This window comes from Candidatus Magnetaquiglobus sp. (genome assembly GCF_058402785.1).
Genome location: NZ_JBZVFG010000044.1, coordinates 1 through 26,159, shown reverse-complemented (window position 1 = coordinate 26,159; position 26,159 = coordinate 1). Strand labels below are relative to the sequence as shown.

Here is a 26,159-nt window from a genome sequence, read left to right as displayed (position 1 = left end):
CGACGGGTTCCGACGCGACGGGTTTCGACGCGACGGGTTCCGACGCGACGGGTTTCGACGCGACGGGTTCCGACGCGACGGGTTTGGCGGCGATCGTCGGCGCGGAAGTCTGGCCAGTCAGCCACCGCTCGACCCGCCCCGTCAGATCCTCCAGGGATCCCTCCCGAATCGATCCCACCGCCGGGTCCTGACCCGTGGTGGCCATCATGCGACCAAAAGCGTTATGTGCCTGGGACAAGGACTGATAACGACGCAGCTCGGCCAGAATCGCGCTCGTGGCACTCGCGATGCGATCCAAGGGATTGGCCGCCTCCTGCACGGCACGGTTCTCCATGTGCCTGGCCAGGGACTTCTCCACATGATACAACTCGTCGGTACGCTTGAACTGGGTGCTGGCCTGCTCGAACTGACGATGCGCCACATGCACCTGCGACAACAGCGCCATGCGCAGGGCCAGACGTTTCATCTCCACCACCTCTTCGTTGCTTTTGGCATACGCCTGCTGAGCCGGCGCGGAGAGCAGTCCCAACAGGTTCCACGTCACCCGCAAACCCGCATCGTACCAATCCTTGTTCATGGAGAACGAATTGTCGTCGTGCTGCCTGGAAGCCGACAACGAAATACCGGGAAAAAGTTTCAACAGCGTCTTGCGACTCTCGTCCGCCACGATGCGCGTTTGATAGGACATCTCGCGCACATCCGCCTGGTTGAGCATGGCCAACTCCTCCATTTTGTCGAGGGGCAGACTCCAGACCGGCAGATTCAACACCCCCTCCGGCACCGCCAGGGTGTATTGGGTTCCGGGAGGCAGGGTCATCATGGCCGCCAACTCCACATGAGCCGCGCCCATCTCCTGTTGCAAGCTCTCCAACTGGCGCAGATTCTCCAACAGACTCTTGCGGTATTGCAGGTTCTCCACCGGCGAGCGCAATCCGCTCGCCTCGGCTCGACGGGCATCCGCCAGGGCCGACTCGGCCAGCTTCACCACCGCCTGGATGCGCGGTTCCAGCTGTTGCGCGGCCACGGCTCGCCAATAGGCGGAACGGGCCTCCTGCACCAGATTCTGGATCACCTTGCGCTCGCGCTCGCGGGCGATCAACAACCGGTCGGCATTCTGTCTGGCGTTGTAGTAGCTCACGCCGAAATCCAGGATGTTCCAGGTCAATCCCAGATCCGCCGTGGTGTGGTGGCGATCCTGGGAGGTGGACATCTCCAACGACTGCTGGCCGGTGGTCACCGAACGGCTGTTGGAGGCGCTCACGTTGGAACGCGCCGTGGTCGCGGCATTGGCCGCCACCTTGGGCAGAAGCTCAAAGGTATCCAGGCTGGTCAGATCCAACGCCTGAGCCTCTTCCATCACCTTCACCTGGTGATCGAGGTTGTGCCGCAAGGCACGGGCGACCACCTCGGACAGGGTGATCGGATGGCCAATCGGATCCGCGGGACGAAACATCGAGGCCAAGTCGGATTGGCGTTGCTTTTCCAATTCCGGCAGGGTCAGTTGCCGCGGAGAGAGGGAACAACCGGTCACCAACAGCGCCGCACTCAACAGGCAGCCCGTGACAACACGACGTGAGGATGATTTGGACTTTATGGTCATGAGTATCTCCAATTGCACGCAAGGTACATGGTATGTGTTCTCATTCAAATGACATGGTATTCAGAAAAACACAAGGATCCTCAATCCATCAACCTTTCTGCCGAGACTCTTCCGGCTGTCGGGATATCCTCGGCAACGATCTTGCGGCGGTTGGCACCCCCCATACCGGGAGAGCCACGTCCCGCATGGGACGGCAAGCCGACTTTGACCGTCCTGATGCCATCCACTTCAACCAAGAATCATCCCAACCAGCCGGCGACGACATCGGGGTGAAACGCCAAGCCGAAAAAACCCGCCAGGCCGGTGGCCACCCCGAACAGAGCGAACACCGTGGCCACGCCGAACAGCCAGCGGCGTCGGGTCAGGGCGCTGATGCCCAACAAGGCGATGGCGATCCCGATTCCGGCCTCGGCCATGTCGAACTGGTCGTCCCGATAATTGAGATCCTCGTAGGCTTTCTCGTGCCCCTCGGCCTTTTCCCGGATCTCCTCCTTCTCGGTGCCGTAACGGGTCGCCTCGGCCTGGTAGTGGGCGATCCGCTCCTCGATCAAGGCCCGATACGCATCGGAAGATCCCTCCCTGGCCTTGTCCAGCTTCAAGCTGGCCACCATGTTCTCGGCCATGTGCTGCTTGACGTTCTTGAACTGATAGTGCGCCCAGGAGTCCACCGCCTGGGCCTGATGCTGCCCCATCGACTGGGCGATGTTGCCATCCTTGACGTTGAACACCCCCAACAACGTCGCCAACACCGCGGTCAAGGCCGCGATCAGAAAATTCAAACGGGAATCCTCGCTCTCATCCCGTTCCATGGACTCGACCACCGATGCGCGCTGCTCTCCACCATCCGCCATGAACGTTCTCCTTCGATTGAAAATGAAACACCAAACCCGTCACCATGCGTGGCAGACGATCCTGCCACCAGATTCATTGATAACTCAATAATAACACTCAAGATGGATTGCATTCGGAATTTACAAGAACATGACATTCGAATGGCCAATCATGACACCAAACTGATTCAAATGCGCCTAGAATTTTCAGGTTCCCCCTCACAATCCATCGCCAGCCCAAGGTTCTCCACATGAATGTCATCATCATTGGCGTCACCCCCATCAGCGAAGTGCTGGCCCAATACATGGTCGAGGAGGGACACGACATCCACGTCGTGGATCCGAACTCCGAGGCGATCGCCCACCTCCTGGCCAAAGTGGATGTGCGCGCGTTGCAAGGAGATGTGCGCGACCCGGAGATCCTCCGCGAGGCACACATCCATTCGGCGGATCTGGTGATGGCGGTCACCAACTCCGACACCAGCAACATCGTCACCGCACTGGGTCTCCACTCTCTGGCCCCCAAGGCCAAGGCGGCCATCTGGGTCCGCGACGAGCAGTTCACCGGCAACAACCACATCTGGAACGGCTCCCAACTCGACAAAACCATGGTGCTCACGCCGGAACGCAACGCCCTCAACCTGGTGATGGACCTTCTGGAGATTCCGCTCTCCTTTGAAGTCACCTCGTTTCTGGACGGCAAGATCCACATCGCCGGATTCCGGCTGCAAGACGACAGCCCGCTGATCGGCAAACGGCTCAAGGATGTGGCCAAAAGCCGGGAGAATCGCACCCTGATCGCCGCCGTGGAACGCGGTCGGGAGACCCACGTTCCGGACGGAGATTTCGTTTTCGGGACCAACGACCGGCTCTACATCCCGCTTCTGGCCGGACAGGAACTTTCCTCGGCCTTTGCCTTCATGGGTCTGGAGCAGAGCCATCTGCGCATGCACAAAAGCCATCACCTGATCGCCGGCGGGGGTCGCATGGGGTTGCAACTGGCGTTGAAACTGGAAAACGAGGGCTTCCGCCCCACCCTCATCGAAAAAAATCGCGCCCGCGGACAACTGCTGGTGGAACGGCTTTCCAAAACCCGCGTGTTGTTGGGCGACATCACCGATCCAAGTCTCATGCAGGAGATGATCCACCCGGATACCACCTTCATCGGCCTGACCGGCAACCAGGAACTGAACTTCATGTCCTCGGTGCTGGCGCGCCGGTTCGGCGCGGGACGATCGATCACCATGTTCGACAACGAGGGATACATCTCCCTCTCCGCCTTCATGGGCATCGATGCGGCGGTCCATCCGAACCTGACCGCCATCGGGCAGGTATTGGGGCTGCTGCGCCCCTATGACGTGCGCGAGGCCCATCTGATGCTCGGGGGCAAGCTCGAAGCGGTGCTGGTGCGTCTGGAGCGCGACTCGCCGCTGGTCGGCAAGGCGCTCCACGAGGCCGGCATGCCCAAAGGGGTGATCGTCGCCGCGCTGCTGCGCAAAAATCGCCTTTTGCTCCCCGAAGGCAGCACCCACCTCTTGCCCGACGATCAAATCCTGATCGTCACCCACCGCCAGAGCAAACATAAACACAAACTCAACCAACTGATCAAGCCGGGACACTGACCCCATGAATCACACGATGAACCTGCGGGTACTCTCCCTGCTGGCCATTCTGCTCTCTTTCACCATGGCCGCCCCTTTGCTGGTCGCCTGGCTGTTGCATGAGGATATCCGTCCCTTCGTGCATGCCATGCTGGTCGGTGGCGGCATGGGTGGGGTGCTGTTTCTCGCGACCCGCCAGGCACGCACGGAACTCCACGCCCGCGACGGCATCCTGATCGTGGGACTCGGCTGGACCATGACCACGGTGTTGGCCGGACTGCCCTTCGTGTTCGGCGGTTGGATGGGGTGGATCGACTCCTGGTTCGAAACCGCATCCGGCTTCACCACCACCGGCGCCTCGATCCTCACCGACGTGGAGATCCTCCCCAAGAGCCAACTCTTCTGGCGCTCGGAGATCCAATGGCTCGGCGGCATGGGAATCCTGTTGCTGGCCATCGCCATCCTCCCCTTCCTGGGGGTGGGCGGCATGGAAATCATGAAGGCCGAGGTCCCCGGTCCCACCAAGGATCGACTGGTGCCGCGGGTGGCCAGCACCGCGCGCATCCTCTGGGTGCTCTACACCGGCCTCACCATTGCCAACATCCTCGTTTACATGGGCTCGGGCATGGGTTTCCTGGAAGCGATCGATCATGCTTTCACCACCCTGGCCACCGGCGGCTTCTCCACCCGCAACCTGAGCCTGGCCGCCTTCTCTCCCGCCACCCAGTGGTGGTGCACCTTCTTCATGTTCGTGTCCGGCGCCAATTTCCTGTTGCACTACCGCCTCTTCTATCGGCGCGACCTGGCCATCTTCTCGGATCCGGAGCTGAAAACCTACACAGGTATCGTGATCATCTCCTCCACCTTGATCGGCATGACTCTCATGTTCGAGCAGAACAAGGATCTGGAACTGGCCATGCGCCACGCCTACTTCAATGTCGTCTCGGTGATGACCACCACCGGCTTCGCCAACGACGACTTCGCCCAATGGCCGCTCTTTTTGCAGGCGATCCTGTTGAATCTCATGGTCATCGGCGGCATGGCCGGTTCCACGGCGGGCGGGGTCAAGGTGATCCGCCTGGTGATGATCTGGGAGCTGTTCCTGAACATCCTCGACCGGTTGATGACCCCGCGCCGTCTGACTCTGCCCAAATACGCCGGCACCAGCATCCCGCCGGAGGTGATGGAGGGGAGTCTGATCATGGTGGTGGTGTTCTTGTTCGTGATGCTGCTCTCGGTGATCGTGCTGACCGCCGTGGGATTGGATTTCACCACCGCCTTTTCCGCCTCGCTGGCCTGCATCGCCAACGTGGGACCCGGCATCGCCAAGGTGGGACCGATCGAGAACTACGCCTTCATCCACGATGCCGGCAAACTGCTCCTCACCGTCACCATGATCGCCGGACGCCTGGAACTCTTCACGGTGCTGATCCTCTTCTTCCCCCGCTTCTGGAAGGGACACTGACCCTCCACGCCCACTCGCCGGCGTGATGTCTGGCCTCGGCGCGGATGGAAGAACGGATGCGCACCGGCATGGTCAAATCGGATGCGGAGCCTGATCTCGGCGCGCACGGGCGCGCGCTCCAAAGGGGATGACCAAGAGGTTGCGCTGCGCGCCTGATCTCGGCGCGCACGGGCGCGCTATTCGTCGTGCATGCGGTAGCCCACCCCCATCTCGGTCATCAACAACCGCGGCTGGGCCGGATCGAACTCCACCTTGCGGCGCAGCTGCGCCATGAACACCCGCAAGGTGTGGGTCTGATGGGTGTAGTGCGGGCCCCATACCTCCTTGAGAATCTGCTGATGGGTCAGAACCCGTCCGGCGTTGCGCGCCATGAGCAACAGCAGACGGTACTCGATCGGCGTCAGCGTGATCGGTTGTCCCTCGATGCGCACCTCGCGCCGCTCCGGGTCCAGATACAAGGGACCGACCTTCAAGATCCCCTCGCGCTGACTGCCCGACGCCAGCCGGGCCGCGTGACGCAGCCCAACCCGGATGCGCGCCAGAAGCTCGTTGACCCCGAACGGCTTGGTGAGGTAATCATCCGCCCCGGCATCGAGGGCCTCCACCTTGTCATCCTCGCGCCCGCGCGCCGAAATCACGATGATCGGCACCAGGCTCCAGCCACGCACCTCGCGGGTGAAATCGATGCCATCCCCATCCGGAAGCCCCAGATCCAGCAACACCATCTCCGGCGGATGGGAGGTGACCGCCAGTCGCGCCTCGCGGACATTGACCGCCTCGATCACCTCGAACTCCCGCGCGCTCAACGCGGTTCGCAAAAAACGCCGCATCTGCGGCTCATCCTCGACCACCAGAATCCGTGATCCCGCCGTGGGTTTCATCTTGTCACTCCCCCATCCTCCCGCAACGCCTCGCGTTCGTCGGCATCCGGATAGAGATCCATCGGAATGGGGGGCTGGGGCAGTTCGATGCGGAATTCCGCCCCGCCTCCGGCCCGATTCAACGCGCGAATCGTGCCATGATGGGCCTCCACCACCCCCCGACAGATCGCCAGCCCCAAACCCGATCCTGGCACTTCACTTCCCGCGCCGCGCACGAACTTCTCGAAGATACGCTCCTCCTCCCCCAGGGGGATACCCGGTCCGCGATCGCCGATGCGGATGATCACCCGATCCCGTTCCGCCCGTACCTTCCAGGAGATTTCGTTCTCCCGACGGGCGTGCTTGATGGCGTTGTCGAGCAGGTTCACCAGCACCTGTTCGAACAGCACCGGATCCACATGCACCATCGGCACCTTTTCGTCCACTTCCAGCGACACGCGCCGTCCGTCAACCCATGGCCCCAGTCGCGCCAGAGCCGATCCGGCCAGCTCCTCGAAGGGGATCCACTCCTGACGCAATCGGGAGACGCCGGATTCCAGACGCACCATGTCCAACAGGTTGCCGATCAGCCGCTCCATGCGTTCGGCCTCGGAGCAGATGGTCTCCAGCAGTTCCGCCTGTTGACGCGGGTCGAGACGGGCATCGTCGTCGCGCAGCGCGGTCCCGGCACCGGTGATGGCGGCCAGCGGGGTGCGCAGATCGTGGGATGCCATGCTCAGCAGGGCGGCGCGCATTTGTTCGGCCTGCACCCGCACCGCCGCGCCACGCGCCTCCTCGCCGAGACGCGCACGGTCCATGGCCAGGCTCGCCTGACGCGTGAACGCCTCCAGCAACCCCCAACGTCCCTGCTTGAGAATCGTCGCATCGCCGATGCGCACCGCCAATGTCCCGAATTGCGCCCCCATGGCGATCGGCAGGGCCGTGAACGCCTCATCCGGAAACACCTCGGTACCGCGACCGGCGGCCTGGCCGTTTTCGCAGCACCAGCGCACCACCACCATGCCCTGTTCGGAGAGCTGAAAGTAATCCGGAGTCACCGCCACCCGACTCAATCCGCCCTGGCCGTCCTCGACCCAGATGGCCGCCTCGCCGCCGAAAAGGCCCACGGCATGCCGGGTGATGATTCGCGCCACTTCCGCATCATCCAGGGTGGTCATCGCATCCCGTCCGAGACGAAACAGCCCCTCGGTCTGGAATTCGCGATCACGGGCCTCCTGCTCCTGGGCGCGAATGCGGTTCATCAGGCTGCTGATCACCCAGCCGACCACGAACAGGATGGTAAACGTGAGGATATATTGGGAATCGGAGACCAGGAAGGTGAAATAGGGATGGACGAAAAAGAAGTCGTAGGCCGCGACCGACAGGGCAGAGGTCAACAGCGCCGCGCCCTGCCCGAAGCGGAAGGCCACTCCCATGATCGGCAACAGATAGAGCATCACCAGATCCGGGGGGGTCAGCCAGGAGCGCCCCCAGAAGACCAGGATCGTGGTGACCGCCACGGAGAAGATGGCCGCGACATGACCGAACCACGAGGCATGATAGCCCTGGATGCGGGGTGGTCGGACGATCATCCGGTTCTCCTCGTCATCCCGTCGGTCATGGCGTCCGCCTCCCCGGCAAGAGAGCCTTACAAGTGGATGCCAGCCCCCATCTCGACCACCCGATGAGGCGGCAGTTGAAACCAGGAGGCGGCGCTGCTGGCGTTGCGCTGCATCCCCAGATAGAGCTGCTGGCGCCACAGAGGAAGTCCGGGACGGGCGCGGTTGGCGAAGAAGACCGCGCGTCCCAGGAAAAACGAGGTCTCGTCCGGATTGGACCAGTCCTTGAAAAGCTGTCCGGCCTTCAAGGCGCGCGGGATATCCGGGGTTTCGGCAAAGCCGAAACGGGCCACCACCCGATGAAAACCGTTGCCCAGATTCACCTCGATCAGCCGTTCTCCGTCCTCCAGGTACGGGGTATCGGCGAATTCAGTGGTCAGGATCACCACGGTTTCGTGGATGCTCCAGTGGTGTTGGAGATTCTGCACCAGGGCGCGGGGCGCGGTCAACGTGTGGGTGGTCATGTAGACGCCGATTCCCTGGGAGCGGGGAACCGGATTCTCCTGGAATTGACGCAGGAACGGAGCCAGGGGGATCTCATCCTTGGCCAGCGCCTCGCGGGAGAGTTCCACCCCCTTCTGCCAGGTGGACATCAGCATGAAGAGCATGGCACCCAGCAACAGGGGGAACCAGCCCCCATCCGGGATCTTCAAGGCATTGGCGGCGAAGAACACCAGATCGAACACCAGAAAGAAGACGGTCGCGGCGATGGCCCGTCCTTGGCTCCAGCCGAACATGGCGCTCAACACCATGCCGAAGGCCAGGGTGGTGTCGATGGCCATGGCGCCGGTGACGGCGATGCCGTAGGCCGCGGCCAGGTTGCTGCTGCTCTTGAACCCGAGCACGAGCAGAATCACCGCGCCGAGCAGGATCCAGTTGATGGCCGGAACATAGATCTGCCCCTCCTCGCGTTCCGAGGTATGGATCACGTTCATGCGCGGCAGGAAGCCGAGCTGCATGGCCTGGCGGGCGGCGGAGAAGGCGCCGGAGATCACCGCCTGGGAGGCGATCACCGTGGCGGCGGTGGCCATGCCGACCATGGGATAGAGCCCCCACTCCGGGGCGAGCAGATAGAAGGGATTCTTGAGGGTTTCCGGATCGTGCAGGATCATGCCGCCCTGGCCAAGGTAATTGAGCACCAGGCAGGGAAAGACCAGAAGCGTCCAGGCCAGTTGAATGGAACGACAGCCGAAGTGCCCCATGTCGGCATAGAGAGCCTCGGCGCCGGTCACGGAGAGGAACACCGATCCCAACACGATGAAGGCCTGTCCCTTGTGGACCAGGAAGAACTGCATGGCATGCAGGGGATTGAGCGACTGGAGCACCTGGGGATTCAGCAGGATCCCGCGGACACCGAGCGCCCCGAGCACCAGAAACCAGACCACCATCACCGGTCCGAACAGCGCGCCCACCCCTTCGGTCCCCTTGCGCTGGAACATGAACAGACCGAGCAGAATCACCAGGGTGACCGGCACCACCACCGGTTTCAACACCGGCGTGGCCAGCTCCAGCCCCTCGACCGCCGAGAGCACCGAGATGGCCGGGGTGATCACCCCATCCCCGAAAAAGAGGGCCAGGCCGCAGATACCCAACAGGTGAATGATCACCTTCCAGGTGGGGGTGGCGTTGGGAGAACGCAGCGCCAGGGCGGTCAGGGCCATGATGCCCCCCTCGCCCTTGTTGTCGGCGCGCATGATGTAGACGACGTATTTGATCGTGATGACGATCACCAGCGACCAGAAGATCATCGAGAGCACACCGAAGATGTCGGCCTGGGTCGGCGTGCCGCCGTGACCGGCGGAGGCGGCCAGGGACTCCTTGAGGGCGTAGAGGGGCGACGTGCCGATATCCCCGAACACGACGCCCAAAGCGCCGATCACCAGGGTGGACAGCCTGGTCGAATGACCATGGGGGGGGTGTTGGGACATGCCGCGCCTCCTTCGTTCCGTGAAGATCCGTGGGCCACCCCACCTGAATCGGCCTTGCGGCGGGTTCCTCCGTGGGCTCTCGTGGGTCAAAGGCGGCATGCTAATCGGAACGACATCAATTCGGGATCAAATCGCGCGCCATGAAATCAGGATTTCATCAAGACAAGAAGGAGGGGCGCCTGTTCGTCAACGGCGCGGTGGAGGAAAGTCAAGGAGGGCGTCGTTTCGATCGTTGCCGGGGTTCGGAAGGACGAACCCCGGCAACGACCATGGATGGGGGATCACGCGGCGGGTGGGGCGGTCAGGCCAGTCCCGAGGCCCTGGCGAACCGTTGCGCACCCTGGGTCAGGGCCTTGGCCAGGGACTCCTGATGCTGCTCCTGGCGCAACAGGTACTCCTCCTCGCGGTTGCTCAGAAACGCCATCTCCACCAGCACGGACGGGATGTCCGGAGCCTTGAGCACCGCGAAACCGGCCTGTTTGATGGTCTTGAAATGGAGGGACAAGGGCGGGGTGTTGGAGATCGAGGCCAACAGGTTGTTGCCGAGCAGCAGGGAGCGGTTGAGCGAATCCCTCTGGGAGAGATCCATCAGAATGCCCCGGACCTCCTGATCGGCCACATCGTCCAGATCGACGCCCCCGACCAGATCCACGTTGTTCTCGCGCTTTTCCAAAAGACGGATCGCCTTGTCCGGAGAGGGTTTGCCGCGCTCGGAAAGACAGTAGACCGACGCGCCACGCGCGGAGCTGACATGAAAGGCATCGGCGTGCAGGCTGATCAGGAGATCGGCCTGGAACTTGCGCGCCAGCGAAACCCGCTGGTTCAACGGCACGAAATAGTCCCCGTCACGGGTCAAACGGGCGGTGAAGCCGGGGATGGCATTGATCTCCCGGTGGACGCGCCGCGCCACGGCCAGGGTGATATCCTTTTCCCGCGCGCCGCTCGAACCGACCGCCCCCGGATCCACGCCGCCGTGACCCGGATCAATGGCGATCACCACACCCCGTTTGGAGCTGCGACTGAACGACTCCACCGCGGCATGCGCCACGGAAGAGGACAGACACAGACTGCCCAGCGTCAAGGCCATGGATTTCAACATCGCGCGCCGATCAAACATCGCTCCTGCTCTCCCTTGCGATCACATTTTTTTGACAGGGGTTTCGGAAGATTGATTTCAATAATTATCAAACGCTTGAATAATTTTTCCTGCTATCGGGCCATCAAACTGGCCATCCTTCAAGCAAGTCCCATACCGGTAATCGGCTCCTTTTCCTGACACTTGAGAAAAAATCAGCGTCAGGGCTACGCCACGGGCCAAAGATGTGTTATGCTGCCATTATCGAAATATCAACCAGGCCTGTTTCACACAGGCGCATCAGGGAGGGCCCCATGTCCACGGAGGATCCGGACGAAATCGCCAAATTCGAACGCATGGCCCACGAGTGGTGGGATCCGGATGGCAAATTCAAGCCGCTGCACCGCATCAACCCCTTGCGCACCGACTACATTCATCGTCGGGTGAAACCCGGCGGCGGAACGCTGGAAGGGGTGGAGCTGCTCGATGTGGGATGCGGAGGCGGAATCCTCTCCGAGGCGTTGGATGGGCTGGGCGCTCGGGTGATGGGAATCGACCGCTCGGAAACCATCATCAACGTGGCGCGCGCCCGTCAGCGGGAAAGCGGTTCCCAGGTGAGCTATCGGGTGCGTTCGGTGGAGGAGCTGGCCGAGGAGCGTCCCGCGTCGTTCGACGTGGTGGTGGCCATGGAGGTGCTCGAGCACGTCCCGGACGTGCCGGCCTTTCTGCGCGGCTGCGCGGCGCTGTTGAAACCGGATGGACTCTTCTTCTTCGCCACCCTCAACAAAACCATGCAGGCCTGGCTCATGGCGATCGTCGGCGCGGAGTACGTGTTGCGCTGGCTGCCGCGCGGCACCCACTCGTTCGACAAGTTCATCCGCCCGTCGGACCTGGGACGCTGGTTGCGTCACGCCGGGATCGGCATGCGCGACGTGACCGGCATGCATTACACCCCGTGGCGGGACTCCTGGGAGTTGGCGGTGGGCAAGGCCGAGGTCAACTATCTGGGTTACGGGATCCGGATGGCGGATCGCGCGGAGTCGGATCCAGCGTGACGCGCCGTTTGAGCTTGCCCTGGGACGAAAAGAACAACAGCTGATGACCGGCGCCTCGGGGCAACTCCACCAGCACGGCCACGCCGCTTGAATCCAGACCATTCACCTGGACCAGACGCGCGCCGGGGGGCAACGGGAGGGTCTCCTCCCCGACCACCGGGGTGCCCGTCTCCACCGGCGCGGCGGTCGTCACGCCCGTGGCGCCCCGTTCGACCAGCTTGACGATCAGACCCCCGAGTCCGGCCAGAAGCAACACCGCTCCAAAGATCACGAAGAATTTCAAGGCTCGCATGCTCTCTCCCCACCATTCAAGATTCATCCCCCCAACCGGGTGCCACGCATGACCGGTCACCACCCCGCCCCGCGTTGTCTGACCATTCCCGCCGAGCGCGCCGGCGAGCGTCTGGACAAGGCGCTCGCCGCCCTGGACGCGTCGTTGAGTCGCGCGACGATCCAGAGACTCCTCAAGAGCGGCGACATCCGCCGCGCGGACGGCTCGATCCCGCACGCCGACGACAAGGTACGCGCCGACGAGGGGTATCACATCGACATCCCGCCCCCGAAACCGATCGAGGCGCGTCCCGAGGCGATCCCCCTGGACGTGGTATTCGAAGATGATGCCATCATCGTCCTCAACAAGCCAGCCGGTTTGGCGGTACACGCCGGCGCGGGACGCACGGACGGGGTGCTGGTCAACGCGCTGTTGCACCACTGCGGCGGTCCGGACGAACCGGGGGGGCTCTCCGGCATCGGCGGCGCGATCCGGCCCGGAATCGTCCACCGGCTGGACATGGAGACCAGCGGCCTGCTGGTGGCGGCCAAAAACGATCTCGCCCATCTGCATCTGGCCGAACAGTTCGCCAGCCACACCGCGTTCCGTCGTTATCTGGCCGTGGCGCGCGGAACGCTGGCCAAACCCCAGGGAACCATCGACGCGCCGATCGGTCGTCATCCGCGCGACCGCAAGAAAATGGCCGTGGAGCCCCGTCTGGGACGCCCGGCCATCACCCACTGGCAGCGCCTGGAGATCCTCTCCGGCTTCACCCTGGTGGCCTGCCGCCTGGAGACCGGACGAACCCATCAGATCCGCGTCCACCTGGCCCACATCGGTCATCCGCTGCTCGGCGATCCGCTCTACGCCCGTCCGTTCCATCCTCCGGGGGCCTGGCCGGAGGAGAGTCGCGCCGTGATCGGAAATTTCCGCCGTCAGGCCCTGCACGCCCAGCAACTGACCATCGTCCACCCGACCACCGGAGAGAGCATGACCTTTTCCGCCGACCCTCCGGAAGCGTTCCAGAACCTGCTGGCCGCATTGCGGCAGGTGACGCTCGCCTGACCGGGGAAGCCCCCCCTCACCCGCGACCGCCGGCGCTCCCTCCGGGATCTCCAGCGGGCGGAAGAAAATCAAGCGGCGCTCCCTTCGGGATCTCCAATGGGCGGAAGAAAATCAATTGGCTTTGAGATCGGATTGTTCTATAAAACCAGGATGAGCCAGACTCCACCTCCCCACTTCGCCGTAACCCAACTCCACCCCGCCCTGCCGGCTGGGGTCGAGACCTTTTTGCAACTGACGGCCCATCTCGCGGACGGACTCTACATCCTCGATCACCAGGGACGGATCGTCCTGTTCAACGACATGGCGGAAAAGCTGCTCGGCTGGAGCCGTGATTCGGTGATGGGCAAGGATCCCCACGCCCTGTTCCACTTTCAGAACGCCGCCGGAGAACGCATCCCCTCGGAACGGTGCCCGATCCTCCAGCACGTCCAGCGGGGCGAGATCTTCCGCGCCGAGGAGGAGGTGTTCACCCATCGGGATGGCCATCCGATCCCCCTGGCCCTGACCGCCGTGCCGCTGCTCGACGCCCATCGCCAGATCATCGGCAGCTTCACGATCTTTTCGGATCTCGGCCTGAAAAAACAGTGGGAGCGGGACATCAAACAGGCCCGCGACATCGCCCTGGAGACCTCGCGTCTCAAGTCCGAGTTCCTGGCCAACATGAGCCATGAAATCCGCACCCCGATCAACGGCGTGATCGGCATGGCCGATCTGCTGCTCGACTCCCGGCTCAACAAGGATCAAAAGGAGCTTGCCACCACCCTCAAGGAGTCGGCCCAGGCACTCCTCACGGTGATCAGCGACATCCTGGATTTTTCCAGCCTGGAAGCCGGACGCATGGAAACCGCCGCCACCCCCTTCTCGCCCATCAAGCTGGTCGAGGAGGTCGCGGAACTCATGGCCTCCCAGGCCCAGCAGAAAAGCCTGGAACTGCTCACCGACATCAGTCCCAAACTGCCGGGGGTGCTGCTGGGCGATCCCGCCCGCTTGCGCCAGGTTCTCCTGAATCTGATCGGCAACGCCCTCAAGTTCACCCGCAAGGGCGGCGTGGTGATCCAGGCCCGCCTCACCGACAAGACCAAATCCCCGCTCATGGTGCGCTTTTCGGTCACCGACACCGGCATCGGCATCCCGAAATCGGCTTGGCACAAACTCTTCCAACCCTTCTCCCAGGTGGATGGCTCCTCCACCCGCCCCTTCGGCGGCATGGGGTTGGGACTCTCCATCTCCAACCGCCTCGTGGAACTGATGGGCGGCGAAATGGGCATGACCAGCCGTCGTGGCAAGGGGTCCACCTTCTGGTTCTCGGTACCGTTTCCCCTGTCGGCGCGCATCGAGGAGAGTCAACCGACCCCCCTGCCCACCAACCGTCTCAAAGGGATCAAGGCACTGGTGATCGATCCGCGCCAGACCAGCCAGACCATCCTGCTCAACCACCTGCTCAACTGGAGCATGAAAGGGGCTGCGGTGGAGAGCACCGACGAGGCCCTGGCCTACCTGCGCCACGAGGCCCGCGCCGGCGCGCCCTGCGATCTGCTGCTGGCCGCCTCGCCGATCCCTCTGGAGAAATGTCTGGAACTGGGCCGGATCATCAGCGAGGATGCCGCCATTCCACCCCTCGGCCTGATCCTGATCACCGGCATCCACGAAAAGAAGTGGTTCGATGAAGCCCGCAAGGTCGGTTTCATGGCCCATCTCGCCCGTCCCCTGCACCGCCATCAACTGCTCGACCGACTGCTGATGCTGGTCAATCCCACCCCCCAGGAGGAGACGGATCCACACCGACCCGAATCGGTTCCCCCGGAACCGCGCACCAACAAACCGAGCTTTCCCGGCGAAGCGACCCAACCCGAACGGACCATTCTGCTGGCCGAGGACAACGCCGTGAACCAAAAGGTGGCCCAGTTGCAAATCAACCGCCTGGGCTTCGGGGTCCACACCTACGCCAACGGCAGGGATGCCATCCAGGCGGCCAACTCCGGGGTCTACGCCATGATCCTCATGGATTGCCACATGCCGATCCTGGACGGCCTGCAAGCCACGCGCGCCATCCGCCAGATGGAACACCAGGAAAACCGTCCCCGCACCCCGATCATCGCCCTCACCTCCAATGCCCTGCCGGAGGATCGGCAACGCTGCCTGGATCACGGCATGGACGACATCCTCAACAAGCCGATCCGCATCGAGGAACTGGCCAACCGCATCGATCAATGGCTCCCCTCCCAGACCAATCCCGACGCCACCACCCCGGAAACCAGTCAGGCCGAAACCTTGCCACCCATGTCCCTGGAGCGGCTGCATGGTCAATTCGGCGCGGATCCGAAGGTGATCGGAGAATTCATCGATGCCTATCTTTCGTCAGCTTCGTTAATCATTGCAAAGCTGAAAAAAAACCTTAAGCTCAAGGATGCCGTCGCACTGGAGGAGTACGCCCACGAACTCAAGGGGGCGAGCGCCCACATGGGCGCCCATCTCATGTCCCGCCTGTGCATCGAGCTTCAGGCCGCGGCGCGCGACAACGATTCCGGGGCCTGCCGCCCCCTGGTTGAACGCATCCAGAAGGAGTTCCGTCGGTGCGAGAATTATATCAAGAAGATGGAGACGATCTGACCCTGCCGCTCCCCCCCTCGGGACGACTGCACCGCTGGCTGGCCCTGGCTGCGGAACACCCCCCGGAGTGGCTGGCCGCCGTGGTGGAATCCCCCACCGCCAAATGGGTGGTGGTCAGCGAGGATGGTCCCGAGGCGGACCGGCAACGGTATGTCGCCTATCTGGATGACCTGGACGATCTGCCCTACTGGGCCTTCGCCCTGGCCAAGGGATATCTCGACGATGTTGGCGAATGGCCGCTGTTCGGACTGCCCGTCGAGGATGCCCTCAACGCCTTGGAAGAACATGGCGATCCGCTGCGCGCGGTCCGGGAGATTCTGGCCGGCATCAAACCGGTCTGGCCCGATTTCCGGGTGATGCATGTCGGTCGGGAGTCCGATTGAGTCCACATCCCGCTTGTCACACGCGTGCGCCGATGACGCGATCCATCGGAACCCTTCGTCTTGTCACTGGAGTCACCCATGAAGGTTTACAGCATTCGACTGCGTGAAAATCGCCTGGTTCCGCGCCTCCCCTCGGAGGTCGATCCCCAGGCGCGCAAGAAACTGCGCGATCTGCGCGAGGAGATCCTGGGACTTCTCACCCGGCAGCGCTTCATCTCCTTCATCAAGCAGCCGAAACTGCACTTCGACAACCAGCTCAACTGTCTGTGGCTGCTGCACGAATTCAGCTCCACGCCGGAACAGATGTTTCAGCATGTGGCGCGGTTGCAGATCTACGCCTTCCGTCACTGGGAGATCCCCGCGATGGAAGAGTTGCGCTCCGTGGCACGGGAGGATCTGTTCCGCAACAACGAAAAATTCCGCGGTTCCACCTTCCTCTCCCGTGATCCGGCTCCCAGCGGACCGGGCTACCGCACGTTGACCTTTGGCGGCGCCTCGGGCGAAAACGAAACCACCGAAACCCCGCAGATGGTGTTGCCGATCCATCGGGTGGCCCAACGCGACGTTTTTGCCTTCATTCTCAACCACGGTCTGATCCCGCGCGATGTCGAGGGGGTGGGCGAGAAGATGCATCAGCTCTACCTGCTCACCAAGGAGGTCAACGAAAAGAACCGCAACAGCAACGAACCGGCGCTCCCCTCGCTCAAGGCGTTGCAGAATCGTCTGCTGGAAGGAGATTGGATCCGCGCCCGTCTGCCGATTCTGGAGCCCTCCTACCTGGTGGACATGGAGAAGGGGCTTTGGGAGCTGTATCAACCCAATCCGCCCTCGGGAAAGGGGTGGATCGAAATGACCCTGGATCCCCCCTGGGAGGCGCGCAACCCGGAGATGGACGTGCGTCAGGGGGTGATCGCCATCGATTTCGGCACCAGTTCCACGGTGGTGGCCTGTCGCGAAAACGGCAAGACCACGCTGCTGCGGGTCGGCATGCCGGATTTTTTCCGCAAGCCCTCCCCGGCGGACTATCAGAATCCGACCGTGTTGGAGTTCATCCATCTGCCGCGGTTGTTGGCCGCCTGGACCAGCGAGGCCCATCAACCCCTCACCCGTTGGGATGATTTCCACTTCTCCCACGAGGCGTTGAAGAACTACCGGGAGAACGAGGCCAATCAGCGCATCGTGGCCAGCATGGTCACCAACATCAAGCAGTGGCCCCTTTCCCCGCCGGAAATGCGCGCGCGGCGCATCACCGATCAGAACACCGGTCTGGAGTTGGAGATCCGTTCCACCGACGCCCCCATGCCGGTGCGCGGGCAGTCGATCTCGGTATCGCGGGAGGATCCGTTCGATCCGATCGAGTTGTACGCCTATTATCTCGGATTGTTCATCAACCACCGCACCAACGGTCTGTTCCTGGAATACTACATGACCTTCCCGGTCACCTATCCGCGGGAGATCAAGAAAACCATTCTCACCGCCTTCGCGCGGGGATTGATGCGCAGTCTGCCGGAGTCGTTGATGTCGAGTCCGATGATGGAGCGGTTCCAGATGCGCGAAGAGGCCTCGGAGCCGGCGGCCTACGCGGCCTGCGCCCTCGAGGAACTCGACATCGCCCCGACCCTGCACGGCACGGCCTATGCGGTATTCGACTTCGGTGGCGGCAGCACGGATTTCGATTTCGGTTTGTATCGTCAACCCACCCCCCAGGAGATCGAGCAGGGATACGAGCGGGTGATCGAGCGGTTTGGCGCAAGTGGCGACATGTATCTGGGCGGTGAAAATCTGGTCGCCCATCTGGCCTACATCGCCTTCAAACAGAATCTGGAGATCTGTCGCGAGCATCAACTGCCTTTCTCGATGCCTCCGGAGGCGGACAAATTTCCAGGACATGAACTTTTCCTGGACAACTCCCACGTTGCCCAGACCAACACCGCCCTTCTGACCGCCAAGGTGCGGCAGATGTGGGAGAACTTCCGTTGGGATCTGGAGGAGCCGGCCCCGCCGGCGGACGGGAGTCCGAAGAAGAGTTCGCGGCGCATGTCGGACCGGATTGCCGATGCCTTGAGTCAGTATCTGGTGGACGAGAGTTTCTCCCTGGCCGCGGACACCCTGACCCTCTCCCCGCCGGACAACTTCCTGGAGGTTCAGATGGAGTTTCTGAATCGCGGGCGGGAGAAGGTGCCGGTGATGTTCCGCATCGACCGGGACAAGATCAACCATTTCCTGGTACGTCGGGTCGGCAAGGGGATCCATCGTTTTTTCATCGCCATGAAGCAGGCCTTCGAGGCGCGCGGCATCACCCCGCGCGAGGTCCACATCCTCCAGGCCGGCAACGCCAGTCGCGCCTTGCTGGTGCAGGCCCTGTTCGCGGCCATGTTGCAGAACAAGATGTTCAAGTGGTGTCCGCCGCCGGAGGGGATCGCCAAGAACACCGCCTTGGAGGAGATCCAGAAGGCGGTGGCCTTCCCAAGGTTCGTGGTGCACCGTCCGCCGGTAGGCGATCCGGACAATCCGTACCGTCCCACGGCCAAGACGGGTGTGGCCATTGGATTGTTGAAGCTCATTCCGGGTGAAACGCTGTTGGCCTTGAACGCCACGCCATCGTGTGAGACGGGCGAGGCGCCGTTCCGGATTTTCGTGGGTCGTTTGAACAACGGTTACTTCCAGCCGGTGTTGCTCCAGAACGGCACCTATCGGGAGTGGCGGGAATTGGGTGTGCCGACGCGTGGTGCGTTCGTTCTGCTCTATTCCAACTCGCCCCAGGCTGGCATGGGGAATTTGCCGCGTGGTTCCGAGGAGTTGCAGGAGAAGAACATCACCTTTGGTCCGGGTTTGATCAAGGACAAACGGTTGTTCATCCAGGCGACCGGTCCCACGGAGGTGGAGTTGTGTCTGGCGGATTCGATCGAGCAGATTCAGCAGAGGCCGGAAGAGGTGCAGCAGCAGATGAAAATTTCGTTGTGAGGGAGTGGGGGTCAGGGGCGCAAGCCCCTGGCCGGCCAGATGGCAAGGCAAGGTCGAAACTTGGCGGGGTCCAGGGGCCAATGGCCCCTGGTGGGGTTCGGGGCGAAGCCCTGAGGTTTGGTCTTTGACTCTTCCTTTTCTGTTGGCTTTGTCTTTCGCGCGCTTTTCACGATAAGCGATTTTTCGCGTCTTTTGCGAAAAATCGCGCAAGCGCGCGCCGTCTCATGTGCCATGAGTCGTTGCCGCTTTTGGGCAACGACTCATGGCGAAGTGCCTGTCAGCACAACAAGTCGCCTTCGGCGACCTGTTTGGGGCCATGTTCGCGGGATCGTTTTGCCAACGACGCAAAACGATCCCGCAGCCAAGGCCGGCGCGAATTTTTTTCACAAAAAACGTGAAAAAAATTTCTTTCAAATACGCGCCCAAAGACAAAATCAAAAACAAAATCAACACCTCGGAGGCTCTGCCTCCGAACCTCCGCCGGGGACCGAGCCGGTCCCCGGACCCCTGCAATCACTCAATACCACCCTCCCCCGCAATCACTCAATACCACCACCCCGCACCAACGCCTGAATCACCACCCCGGCCAACGTCATGCCAAACAACGCCGGCAGATAACTGATCGTCCCATTCACCGCCCGCGGCCTCCCGGTCGGCGTCGGCACCGGCGGCAAAGGCTCGGCAGGCGACTCGGTGGACCAAACCGCAACAATCCCACGCCCCTGACCACGCCGATGCAACCGCCGCCGCACCTCCCGCGCCAACGGACAAATGGTCGAATCCATCAGATCTCCCACCTCCAGACGGGTCGGATCCAACCGCCCACCAGCCCCCATGCTGCTCGCCACGCGAATTCCACGCTCCCGCGCCGCGATCAACAACCCTACCTTGGAGTTCAAACTGTCAATGGCATCGATCAACCAGTCCGGTCGCGGAGCATCCAACAACTCCGGAATGGTCGCAGCCGTGATGAAACGATCCACCAACACCAGTTCACACGCCGGATTGATGGAGAGAATCCGCCGCCCAAGCACCTCAACCTTCTTCTCCCCCATGGTCTCCAAAGTGCTCGGCAACTGCCGATTGAGATCGGTCGGAGCCACCACGTCATGATCGACCAGAGTGATCCGACCCAGACCAGCCCGCGCCAACGCCTCGGCGGCAAACCCGCCAACCCCGCCCACGCCCGCCAACAACACATGCGCCCCACGCAACCGCGCCAACCCCTCCTCCTTGACCAGAATCGCCGTGCGCGTATGCAGTCCAGCTTCCATGCTCACCCCTCCCGCCAGTTCAAAACCCGCCGCGCATTGCGCGTCGTGGCCGCGATCAACCCCTCCACCGCCACACCCCGCAACCCGGCCAACGTTTCCACCACCTCGGCCAGACAGGCCGGTTCGTTGCGCTGCCAATAACGACTCACCGGAGGCAGGTCCGGCGCATCACTCTCCAACACCAACGCCGTTTCATCCACCGCTGCCGCCACCTGCCGTATCCGCGTGGAACGCTCACGGGTCACCACCCCGCCCATGCCCAAGCAAAACCCCAGACGGATGTACTCCCTGGCCTGCTCCAGACTGCCGCCAAAAGCATGCACAATCCCGCCACACGGAAATTTCAACCGCTTGAGCAACGCCACCACCGGATCATGCGCCCGTCGCACATGCAACAACACAGGCCGATCGAACGCCATGGCCAATCGCAACTGCGCCTCGAAAAGCACAGCCTGGACAGCATGCGTCTCCGGCGGCAACAGATGATCCAACCCAATCTCCCCCACGGCCAACGGCACGACCCCCCTCAACCACCCCTCAAGCCGCGCCAGACCATCTTCGGGATGATCCGCCAGAAAAACCGGATGCAGCCCAAGCGCGATTTCACACCCCAGACCACGCAGCCCCACGATCCGCTCGAAACCAGCCAAAGTCACGCCAGGAATCACCAACCCACGCACCCCGACAGCACGAGCCCGCGCCCAAACCGCGTCGCGATCCGCATCGAACACCGGAAAATCGAGATGGCAATGGGTATCGATCACCCGAGTGTCAATCCTCTTCGCCAGGATAAGGAATGCGCGCCTCCACATACGCGAGCGCAGCCTCGTCCAACTCGCCCCGGGCCAACTCCAAAGCCTGGGAAACCTCCGCGCGAAACGCTTCAGGCACGCCCGATTCGGCCCGCGCCAGCCAGATCATCGCCCGCGCCGGGTCGCGCGGAACCCCCAACCCCTCGTAATAAAGCGCACCCAGACAGTGGGCGGAACGGGCATCCCCAAGCAACGCGGCGCGCTTGAAACAACCACTCGCCGCTTCCGGATCCTTGGCCACGCCGATGCCGCGCAAATAAAGGGTGCCGAGATTGTGCAGGGAGAACACATCCCCACCCTCGGCAGCCCGTGAAAACCACGCGACCGCCTGGGCCGGGTCGCGCGGAACCCCCAACCCCTTGAGATACATGGCGCCCAGGTTGTGTTGGGCCTTCACATTGCCCCCCTCGGCCAAGGCATGCACCAACTCCAGATAGCGTCGCGGATCGATTTGTTCACCCGTTGACATCATCCAAACAGCTCCCTTTCAAACGCATGACCGTGCGCACTGGCCGCACACCGAAGATCTTGCTCAAACATTCCGCAGATTGCCAGAAACCACACAATTTACCGTTAACATCTGTACAAAAATTTGTCAAACAACCACGCAATCGGACCAAAACTTACCGGCAATATTCGATATTGCAAAGACAAACACGAATGGCTCGCCTCTTGCTCTGCAAAGTTCGTTACAATACAGTCCAGCTCAAGTCATGGAAGCATACCGTGTTCAACACTGCCATACCCCCAACATCCGCAGATCAACCGATCGATCATGCCCCCTCGTTCGACTTCCGCCGGCACCAGGGTCGCGCCACGCGCCATCCGTTCGGTCCCATGGAACACGCCGTGGAACGGTTTCTCGGCCACACCTTGAGCAGCACCTTTCAACCGATCTTCGGTCTGGCGCATCGCGGCGTGGTCGGCCACGAAGCCCTGTTGCGGGTCCACGACGACACGGGGCGTCCCATCTCCCCCCTGGATTTTTTTCATTCCGAACACCACGCCAAGAATCTGCTCTACTCCGACTGGCTGAGCCGCTGCCTGCATCTGCGCAACTTCGTGCGCCAGAGCAATGGTCAGGATGGCTGGCTGTTCTTGAACTTCCATCCCAACGTCACCCGGACCGGCAAAAGCCGACATTTCCGCTTCACCGAAGAGCTGCTGCGCATCCACGGCATCGAACCCAACCGGGTGGTGGTGGAGATTCTGGAACAGGGGTTTCACGACGAATCCCGCATCGTGGAGATCGTCGATCACTACCGCTCCCTGGGCTGCCTGATCGCCGTGGACGACTTCGGCGCCGGCGAGGCCAATTTCGACCGCATCTGGAAGCTCAAGGCCGATATCGTCAAACTGGATCGTTCCCTGATCGTTCAGGCCAGCCGGGACGCGCGGGCCCGCGCCTTTCTCTCCAGCATCTCGACCATGCTCCATCAAGCCGGCAAGCTGGTCCTGCTCGAAGGGATCGAAACCGAAGAGCAGACCCTGATCGCCATGGACGCGGATGTGGATTTCGTGCAAGGGTATCACCTGGCGCGCCCCACCCCGCATCTCACCCCGATCCGCGCCGCCGAACCGCTGCTCGCCTCGCTGTCCGGACAACTGCTGGAACGGGAACGGGCCAATGCCCACACCCAGACACGGGAACTCAACAACCGGATCGGCGACTTTCTCGCCCTGTTCAAGAAAAAGGTCGCCGGCAAACAGACCGACCGGCATGAAAAACGGTTCGGCAAATACCTGAAAAATCCCGGCGTGCGACGCTGCTTCGTGCTGGATGGCAACGGCATTCAGCTCGGGGAGAACCTCGAGGGGTGCGCGCCCGTCAATCCGCACCGTCGGCAACTCATCCCCCTGACCGATGCCCGAGGCGCGGACTGGTCGCGACGCGACTATTTCCGTCGGGCGCTGCGCTATTTCGGCCAGGTGCAGGTGACCGGCCCCTACTTCTCGCTTCCCGATGCCCAGGACTGCGTGACCCTCTCGTTGGCGGTGCGCCACAAGAACGGTCAGGTCCGGGTCTATTGCTGCGATCTGGCCTGGAGCCGCGCCGTGCGGCCCGAACTGTTGATCCACTCCCACGCCGGATAAAAAGAGAACCCAACCGGATCCCACCGACCCCCGGTTCCATCACGGGGCAAAGGGATCGATGGCCACCGCCGGGGTACGCCCCAGCACCAGGTCGCGAATCACCTCGGCGGTGATCGGGGTCAACAGGATGCCGTTGCGATAGTGGCCGGCGGCCACGAACAACCCTTGCACCGCGCTGGCGCCCAGCATCGGCAGATTGTCCGCCGTGGCCGGACGCAGGCCCGACCAGGAGCTTGCATACCGGGCATCGGCGAGTCCGGGCACCATCTCCAACGCCATGCCCGCCACCCGGTGCAATCCGCCCAGGGTGACCGCCTTGTCGAAGCCGCGATCCTCCAGGGTCGAGCCCATCAGCACCCGGCCATCGGCACGCGGCACCACATACCCCTTGTAGCCATACACCACATGACGGAAACAAGGCGGACGTCTCTCGAGCTGAATGATCTGTCCGGCCACGGGGCGGATGGTGGTGCGCAACCGGGGCAGGCCGGGAATCTCCGAACTCCACGCCCCACCCGCCACCACCACCCAATCGGCGGGGATAAAGCCGCCCTCGGTCTTCACCCCGGTGACGCGCCCGGCCTCGATCCCGATCGCGCGCACCCGCTCCCCGGAACGGAACTCCGCGCCCAGTCGCGCGGCGGCGGCGGCCAGAGCCGCGGACAACGCCACCGGATCGACCCAGTGGTCGTCCGGAAAGTAGAGCGCACCGACCATCCGTTCCGTCAAGGCCGGCTCCAGCGCCCGAGCCTGGTCGCGATCCAGGATCTCGACCCTTAAACCCCGTTCGAGCATCCATTCGGCGCGCGCTGCGGAGAGACGCCCCTCCGCCGGATCGAGGGCCACTTCCAAAACGCCGGCATCCTCGTAACCCACCGAAACCCCGCTCAAGGCGGTCAACTCGCGGGCGTAGTCGCGAAAACGGCCACGGCTGGCCAGGCACAACTCGAAAAACGGACCCGGACCCGCCACCTCGGACTGGGCCCCCAGAATCCCGGCGGCGGCAGCGGACGACTCGGCCCCCGGTATGGACTTCTCCAGCAGGGTGACACGCAAGCCCGCCTCGGCCAATCGATGGGCGCACGCACAGCCCATCACCCCCGCTCCGATGATCACCACCCTCTCCACGCCGACCTCCCGTGTTCACCGTACCACAACGACAAAAGCCTCACCCCGCATCACGATGCCGCGACCGACCGGTCGTCATCCCCGCGTCGCCCCACCGTTCCCATCGTGCCCGCCGCCCATGCGCCGCGCCAGGGAGACGACACGCGCCTTGCGCGCCGGGTCGTAGTGTCGCCACTTCTCTTCCGGCAAACGATCCGGTTCCACCCGCTCGAAACCGTGATGGCCGAAAAACTCCATGGCGCGCGGATCCCCCACGCAGGCGAACAGCAGATCCAGGCGCATGCGGCGCGCCTCCTGGATCATGCGGGTCAGAAGCCTCCCGCCGATTCCCTCGCCCTGAAAACGGGTCAGGGCATACAATGCGGTGATCTCTCCGGCGTTGCGCGACCGATACGGCCCGGTCACCAGACCGCACACCCCGGAGAGGTGGTGTTCAGAGATGAAGGCCCCATACCCCTGCGTCAGAAGCGCGGTCACCGACTCATCGGAGCGGGGCAATAAAAAACCCTCGCTCTCGCCACGCCGGATCATGGCCGCCGCCGCCGAGAAATCGTCCAGGGTCAGCCGTCGCACCTGACAGTAATGGCGCCGCGAGAAAAACAGCCCCCGCCCCTCGTAGGAGAAGAGTTCCCGTTCCAGATCGCGCAGCCGGCACAGACTCACCGCGCCCACCCCGCCGGTCAACAACTCCAGAATGGTCCGCCGCAACACCGCCCAACCCGACGTTCCGGCATCGGAATCGCCCAACAGACGTTTGAGCCGGGCCGGATTGACGAAATTCAGGCTCTCCCCCTCCCCATCCAACCACCCCTCGCCGCCATCACGATGGATCAGCAGGAGTCTCGGCAGGCGCAGCAGGGCCCCGAAACGGGCCAACCGCTCCCAGAAAATCTCGAGGGCGGTCTCCCCGCCCAGATACACCACATGCACCGAGATGGCCCGGTTCCACAAGGCCGCCGGGATCTCCCCGCCGTGGGAAGTCAATACCGGCAACAGATCGGACAACTCGCTCTCGAGGCCGGACAAAAAGGCGCGCACCACCGTTTCGTCCTGGGCCACGATCAGCACCTTGGCCTGATGGATCACCAGATCCCGGATCACATCCGCCAGGGCACGTTGGGTGTGCAAGGTCAGATCGCTCTCCTCGCAGAGGGCGATGGTCAAGGTCAAGCCGCGAAAGGCTTGCAGAAAGAACGGCTTTTCGGAAAACTCCTGACTCATGGATCTTCAATCACGCTGGTGCAAAAACCCGGAAATCCCCGGCATGCCACCGTCCGGGGCATCGTGTCGTCTCCATCACGGAGAGGCGACAGGTTGGAAGGCGCATCCCCGTCCCTATGGCCCTCCCTTCGGGAGTTCCACGGTAACTTGCCATGATGGGGGGAGAACCCCCTCACCCCCCGCCCCGTGGTCCTCTCTTCGGGCAGTTCCACGGTAAACCGCACCCGTCACGGGATGCGTCGTTCCATGATCAAGGGTCCAGGGGGATTATCCCCCTGGTGGGATCCAAGGGCAAAGCCCTTGG

General features: G+C 62.7%; 20 protein-coding genes. 8 read left to right on the top strand and 12 right to left on the bottom strand.

Annotated elements, in window-relative coordinates:
* Together ACV4UY_RS13225 and ACV4UY_RS13220 are read right to left on the bottom strand one after the other, a co-directional pair.
* Positions 1-1,600, bottom strand: a 1,600-nt coding sequence (locus ACV4UY_RS13225) for a TolC family protein (protein ID WP_491608056.1), incomplete at its 3' end; no start/stop codon positions are given.
* Between the two features lie 239 nt (positions 1,601-1,839).
* Positions 1,840-2,451 (bottom strand): DUF4337 domain-containing protein, encoded by a 612-nt coding sequence (locus ACV4UY_RS13220; protein WP_491608055.1) that lies wholly within the window; start codon positions 2,449-2,451, stop codon positions 1,840-1,842.
* Between the two features lie 230 nt (positions 2,452-2,681).
* On the opposite strand from ACV4UY_RS13220, the gene trkA reads away from it, so the two are divergent.
* The gene (gene trkA / locus ACV4UY_RS13215) at positions 2,682-4,052 is read left to right on the top strand and encodes a Trk system potassium transporter TrkA (protein ID WP_491608054.1); all 1,371 of its coding nucleotides are present in this window, start codon (positions 2,682-2,684) and stop codon (positions 4,050-4,052) included.
* A 4-nt stretch (positions 4,053-4,056) separates the two neighbouring features.
* Entirely contained in the window at positions 4,057-5,496 is a 1,440-nt protein-coding gene (locus ACV4UY_RS13210; RefSeq protein ID WP_491608053.1) for a TrkH family potassium uptake protein, read from the top strand.
* A 176-nt stretch (positions 5,497-5,672) separates the two neighbouring features.
* Here ACV4UY_RS13210 and ACV4UY_RS13205 read toward each other — a convergent pair whose 3' ends face one another.
* From ACV4UY_RS13205 to ACV4UY_RS13190, 4 genes are all read right to left on the bottom strand, one after another.
* Positions 5,673-6,377 (bottom strand): response regulator, encoded by a 705-nt coding sequence (locus tag ACV4UY_RS13205; protein ID WP_491608052.1) that lies wholly within the window; start codon positions 6,375-6,377, stop codon positions 5,673-5,675.
* Entirely contained in the window at positions 6,374-7,948 is a 1,575-nt protein-coding gene (locus ACV4UY_RS13200; RefSeq protein WP_491608051.1) for a DUF4118 domain-containing protein, read from the bottom strand. Before ACV4UY_RS13200 ends, ACV4UY_RS13205 begins: the two co-directional genes overlap by 4 nt.
* A 56-nt stretch (positions 7,949-8,004) precedes the next feature.
* Positions 8,005-9,903, bottom strand: coding sequence for a potassium transporter Kup (locus ACV4UY_RS13195; protein ID WP_491608050.1), 1,899 nt, complete (start codon positions 9,901-9,903; stop codon positions 8,005-8,007).
* A gap of 301 nt (positions 9,904-10,204) precedes the next feature.
* On the bottom strand, positions 10,205-11,020 hold the full coding sequence (locus ACV4UY_RS13190; protein ID WP_420905199.1) for an N-acetylmuramoyl-L-alanine amidase family protein: 816 nt from the start codon (positions 11,018-11,020) through the stop codon (positions 10,205-10,207).
* 272 nt (positions 11,021-11,292) lie between these two features.
* On the opposite strand from ACV4UY_RS13190, the gene ubiG reads away from it, so the two are divergent.
* Positions 11,293-12,033 carry a bifunctional 2-polyprenyl-6-hydroxyphenol methylase/3-demethylubiquinol 3-O-methyltransferase UbiG gene (gene ubiG, locus ACV4UY_RS13185; RefSeq protein ID WP_491608049.1) on the top strand — a complete coding sequence of 247 codons (741 nt, stop codon included), beginning with the start codon at positions 11,293-11,295 and terminating at the stop codon, positions 12,031-12,033.
* Here ubiG and ACV4UY_RS13180 read toward each other — a convergent pair.
* Complete coding sequence (locus ACV4UY_RS13180) at positions 11,975-12,325, bottom strand: hypothetical protein (RefSeq protein ID WP_491608048.1); 351 nt, start codon at positions 12,323-12,325, stop codon at positions 11,975-11,977. The genes ubiG and ACV4UY_RS13180 overlap by 59 nt on opposite strands.
* A 48-nt stretch (positions 12,326-12,373) precedes the next feature.
* Between ACV4UY_RS13180 and ACV4UY_RS13175 the strand changes: the two genes are divergently transcribed.
* The 4 genes from ACV4UY_RS13175 (at position 12,374) to ACV4UY_RS13160 (ending at position 19,326) form a co-directional block, all read left to right on the top strand.
* A complete protein-coding gene (locus ACV4UY_RS13175; RefSeq protein WP_491608047.1) occupies positions 12,374-13,369 on the top strand; it encodes an RluA family pseudouridine synthase in 996 nt (331 codons plus the stop codon).
* A gap of 150 nt (positions 13,370-13,519) precedes the next feature.
* Positions 13,520-15,979 carry an ATP-binding protein gene (locus tag ACV4UY_RS13170; RefSeq protein WP_491608046.1) on the top strand — a complete coding sequence of 820 codons (2,460 nt, stop codon included), beginning with the start codon at positions 13,520-13,522 and terminating at the stop codon, positions 15,977-15,979.
* Complete coding sequence (locus ACV4UY_RS13165; protein WP_491608045.1) at positions 15,943-16,362, top strand: hypothetical protein; 420 nt, start codon at positions 15,943-15,945, stop codon at positions 16,360-16,362. Before ACV4UY_RS13170 ends, ACV4UY_RS13165 begins: the two co-directional genes overlap by 37 nt.
* 78 nt (positions 16,363-16,440) lie before the next feature.
* On the top strand, positions 16,441-19,326 hold the full coding sequence (locus ACV4UY_RS13160) for a hypothetical protein (protein ID WP_491608044.1): 2,886 nt from the start codon (positions 16,441-16,443) through the stop codon (positions 19,324-19,326).
* A gap of 539 nt (positions 19,327-19,865) precedes the next feature.
* Here the strand turns inward: ACV4UY_RS13160 and ACV4UY_RS13155 are convergent.
* Genes ACV4UY_RS13155 through ACV4UY_RS13145 form a run of 3 tightly spaced genes read right to left on the bottom strand, consistent with a single transcriptional unit; the run spans position 19,866 to position 21,884 of the window.
* Positions 19,866-20,600, bottom strand: coding sequence for a tRNA threonylcarbamoyladenosine dehydratase (locus tag ACV4UY_RS13155; RefSeq protein WP_491608043.1), 735 nt, complete (start codon positions 20,598-20,600; stop codon positions 19,866-19,868).
* Between the two features lie 2 nt (positions 20,601-20,602).
* On the bottom strand, positions 20,603-21,412 hold the full coding sequence (locus ACV4UY_RS13150; protein ID WP_491608042.1) for a TatD family hydrolase: 810 nt from the start codon (positions 21,410-21,412) through the stop codon (positions 20,603-20,605).
* Positions 21,372-21,884 carry a tetratricopeptide repeat protein gene (locus tag ACV4UY_RS13145; protein WP_491608041.1) on the bottom strand — a complete coding sequence of 171 codons (513 nt, stop codon included), beginning with the start codon at positions 21,882-21,884 and terminating at the stop codon, positions 21,372-21,374. The genes ACV4UY_RS13150 and ACV4UY_RS13145 overlap by 41 nt, the downstream gene beginning before the upstream one ends.
* 254 nt (positions 21,885-22,138) lie before the next feature.
* Between ACV4UY_RS13145 and ACV4UY_RS13140 the strand changes: the two genes are divergently transcribed.
* On the top strand, positions 22,139-23,506 hold the full coding sequence (locus ACV4UY_RS13140; protein WP_491608040.1) for a sensor domain-containing phosphodiesterase: 1,368 nt from the start codon (positions 22,139-22,141) through the stop codon (positions 23,504-23,506).
* A gap of 39 nt (positions 23,507-23,545) precedes the next feature.
* Here the strand turns inward: ACV4UY_RS13140 and thiO are convergent, their stop codons facing one another.
* The gene (thiO, locus tag ACV4UY_RS13135) at positions 23,546-24,634 is read right to left on the bottom strand and encodes a glycine oxidase ThiO (protein WP_491608039.1); all 1,089 of its coding nucleotides are present in this window, start codon (positions 24,632-24,634) and stop codon (positions 23,546-23,548) included.
* Positions 24,635-24,709: 75 nt separating this feature from the next.
* Positions 24,710-25,855, bottom strand: coding sequence for a GNAT family N-acetyltransferase (locus ACV4UY_RS13130; protein ID WP_491608038.1), 1,146 nt, complete (start codon positions 25,853-25,855; stop codon positions 24,710-24,712).
* Positions 25,856-26,159 lie beyond the last annotated feature (304 nt).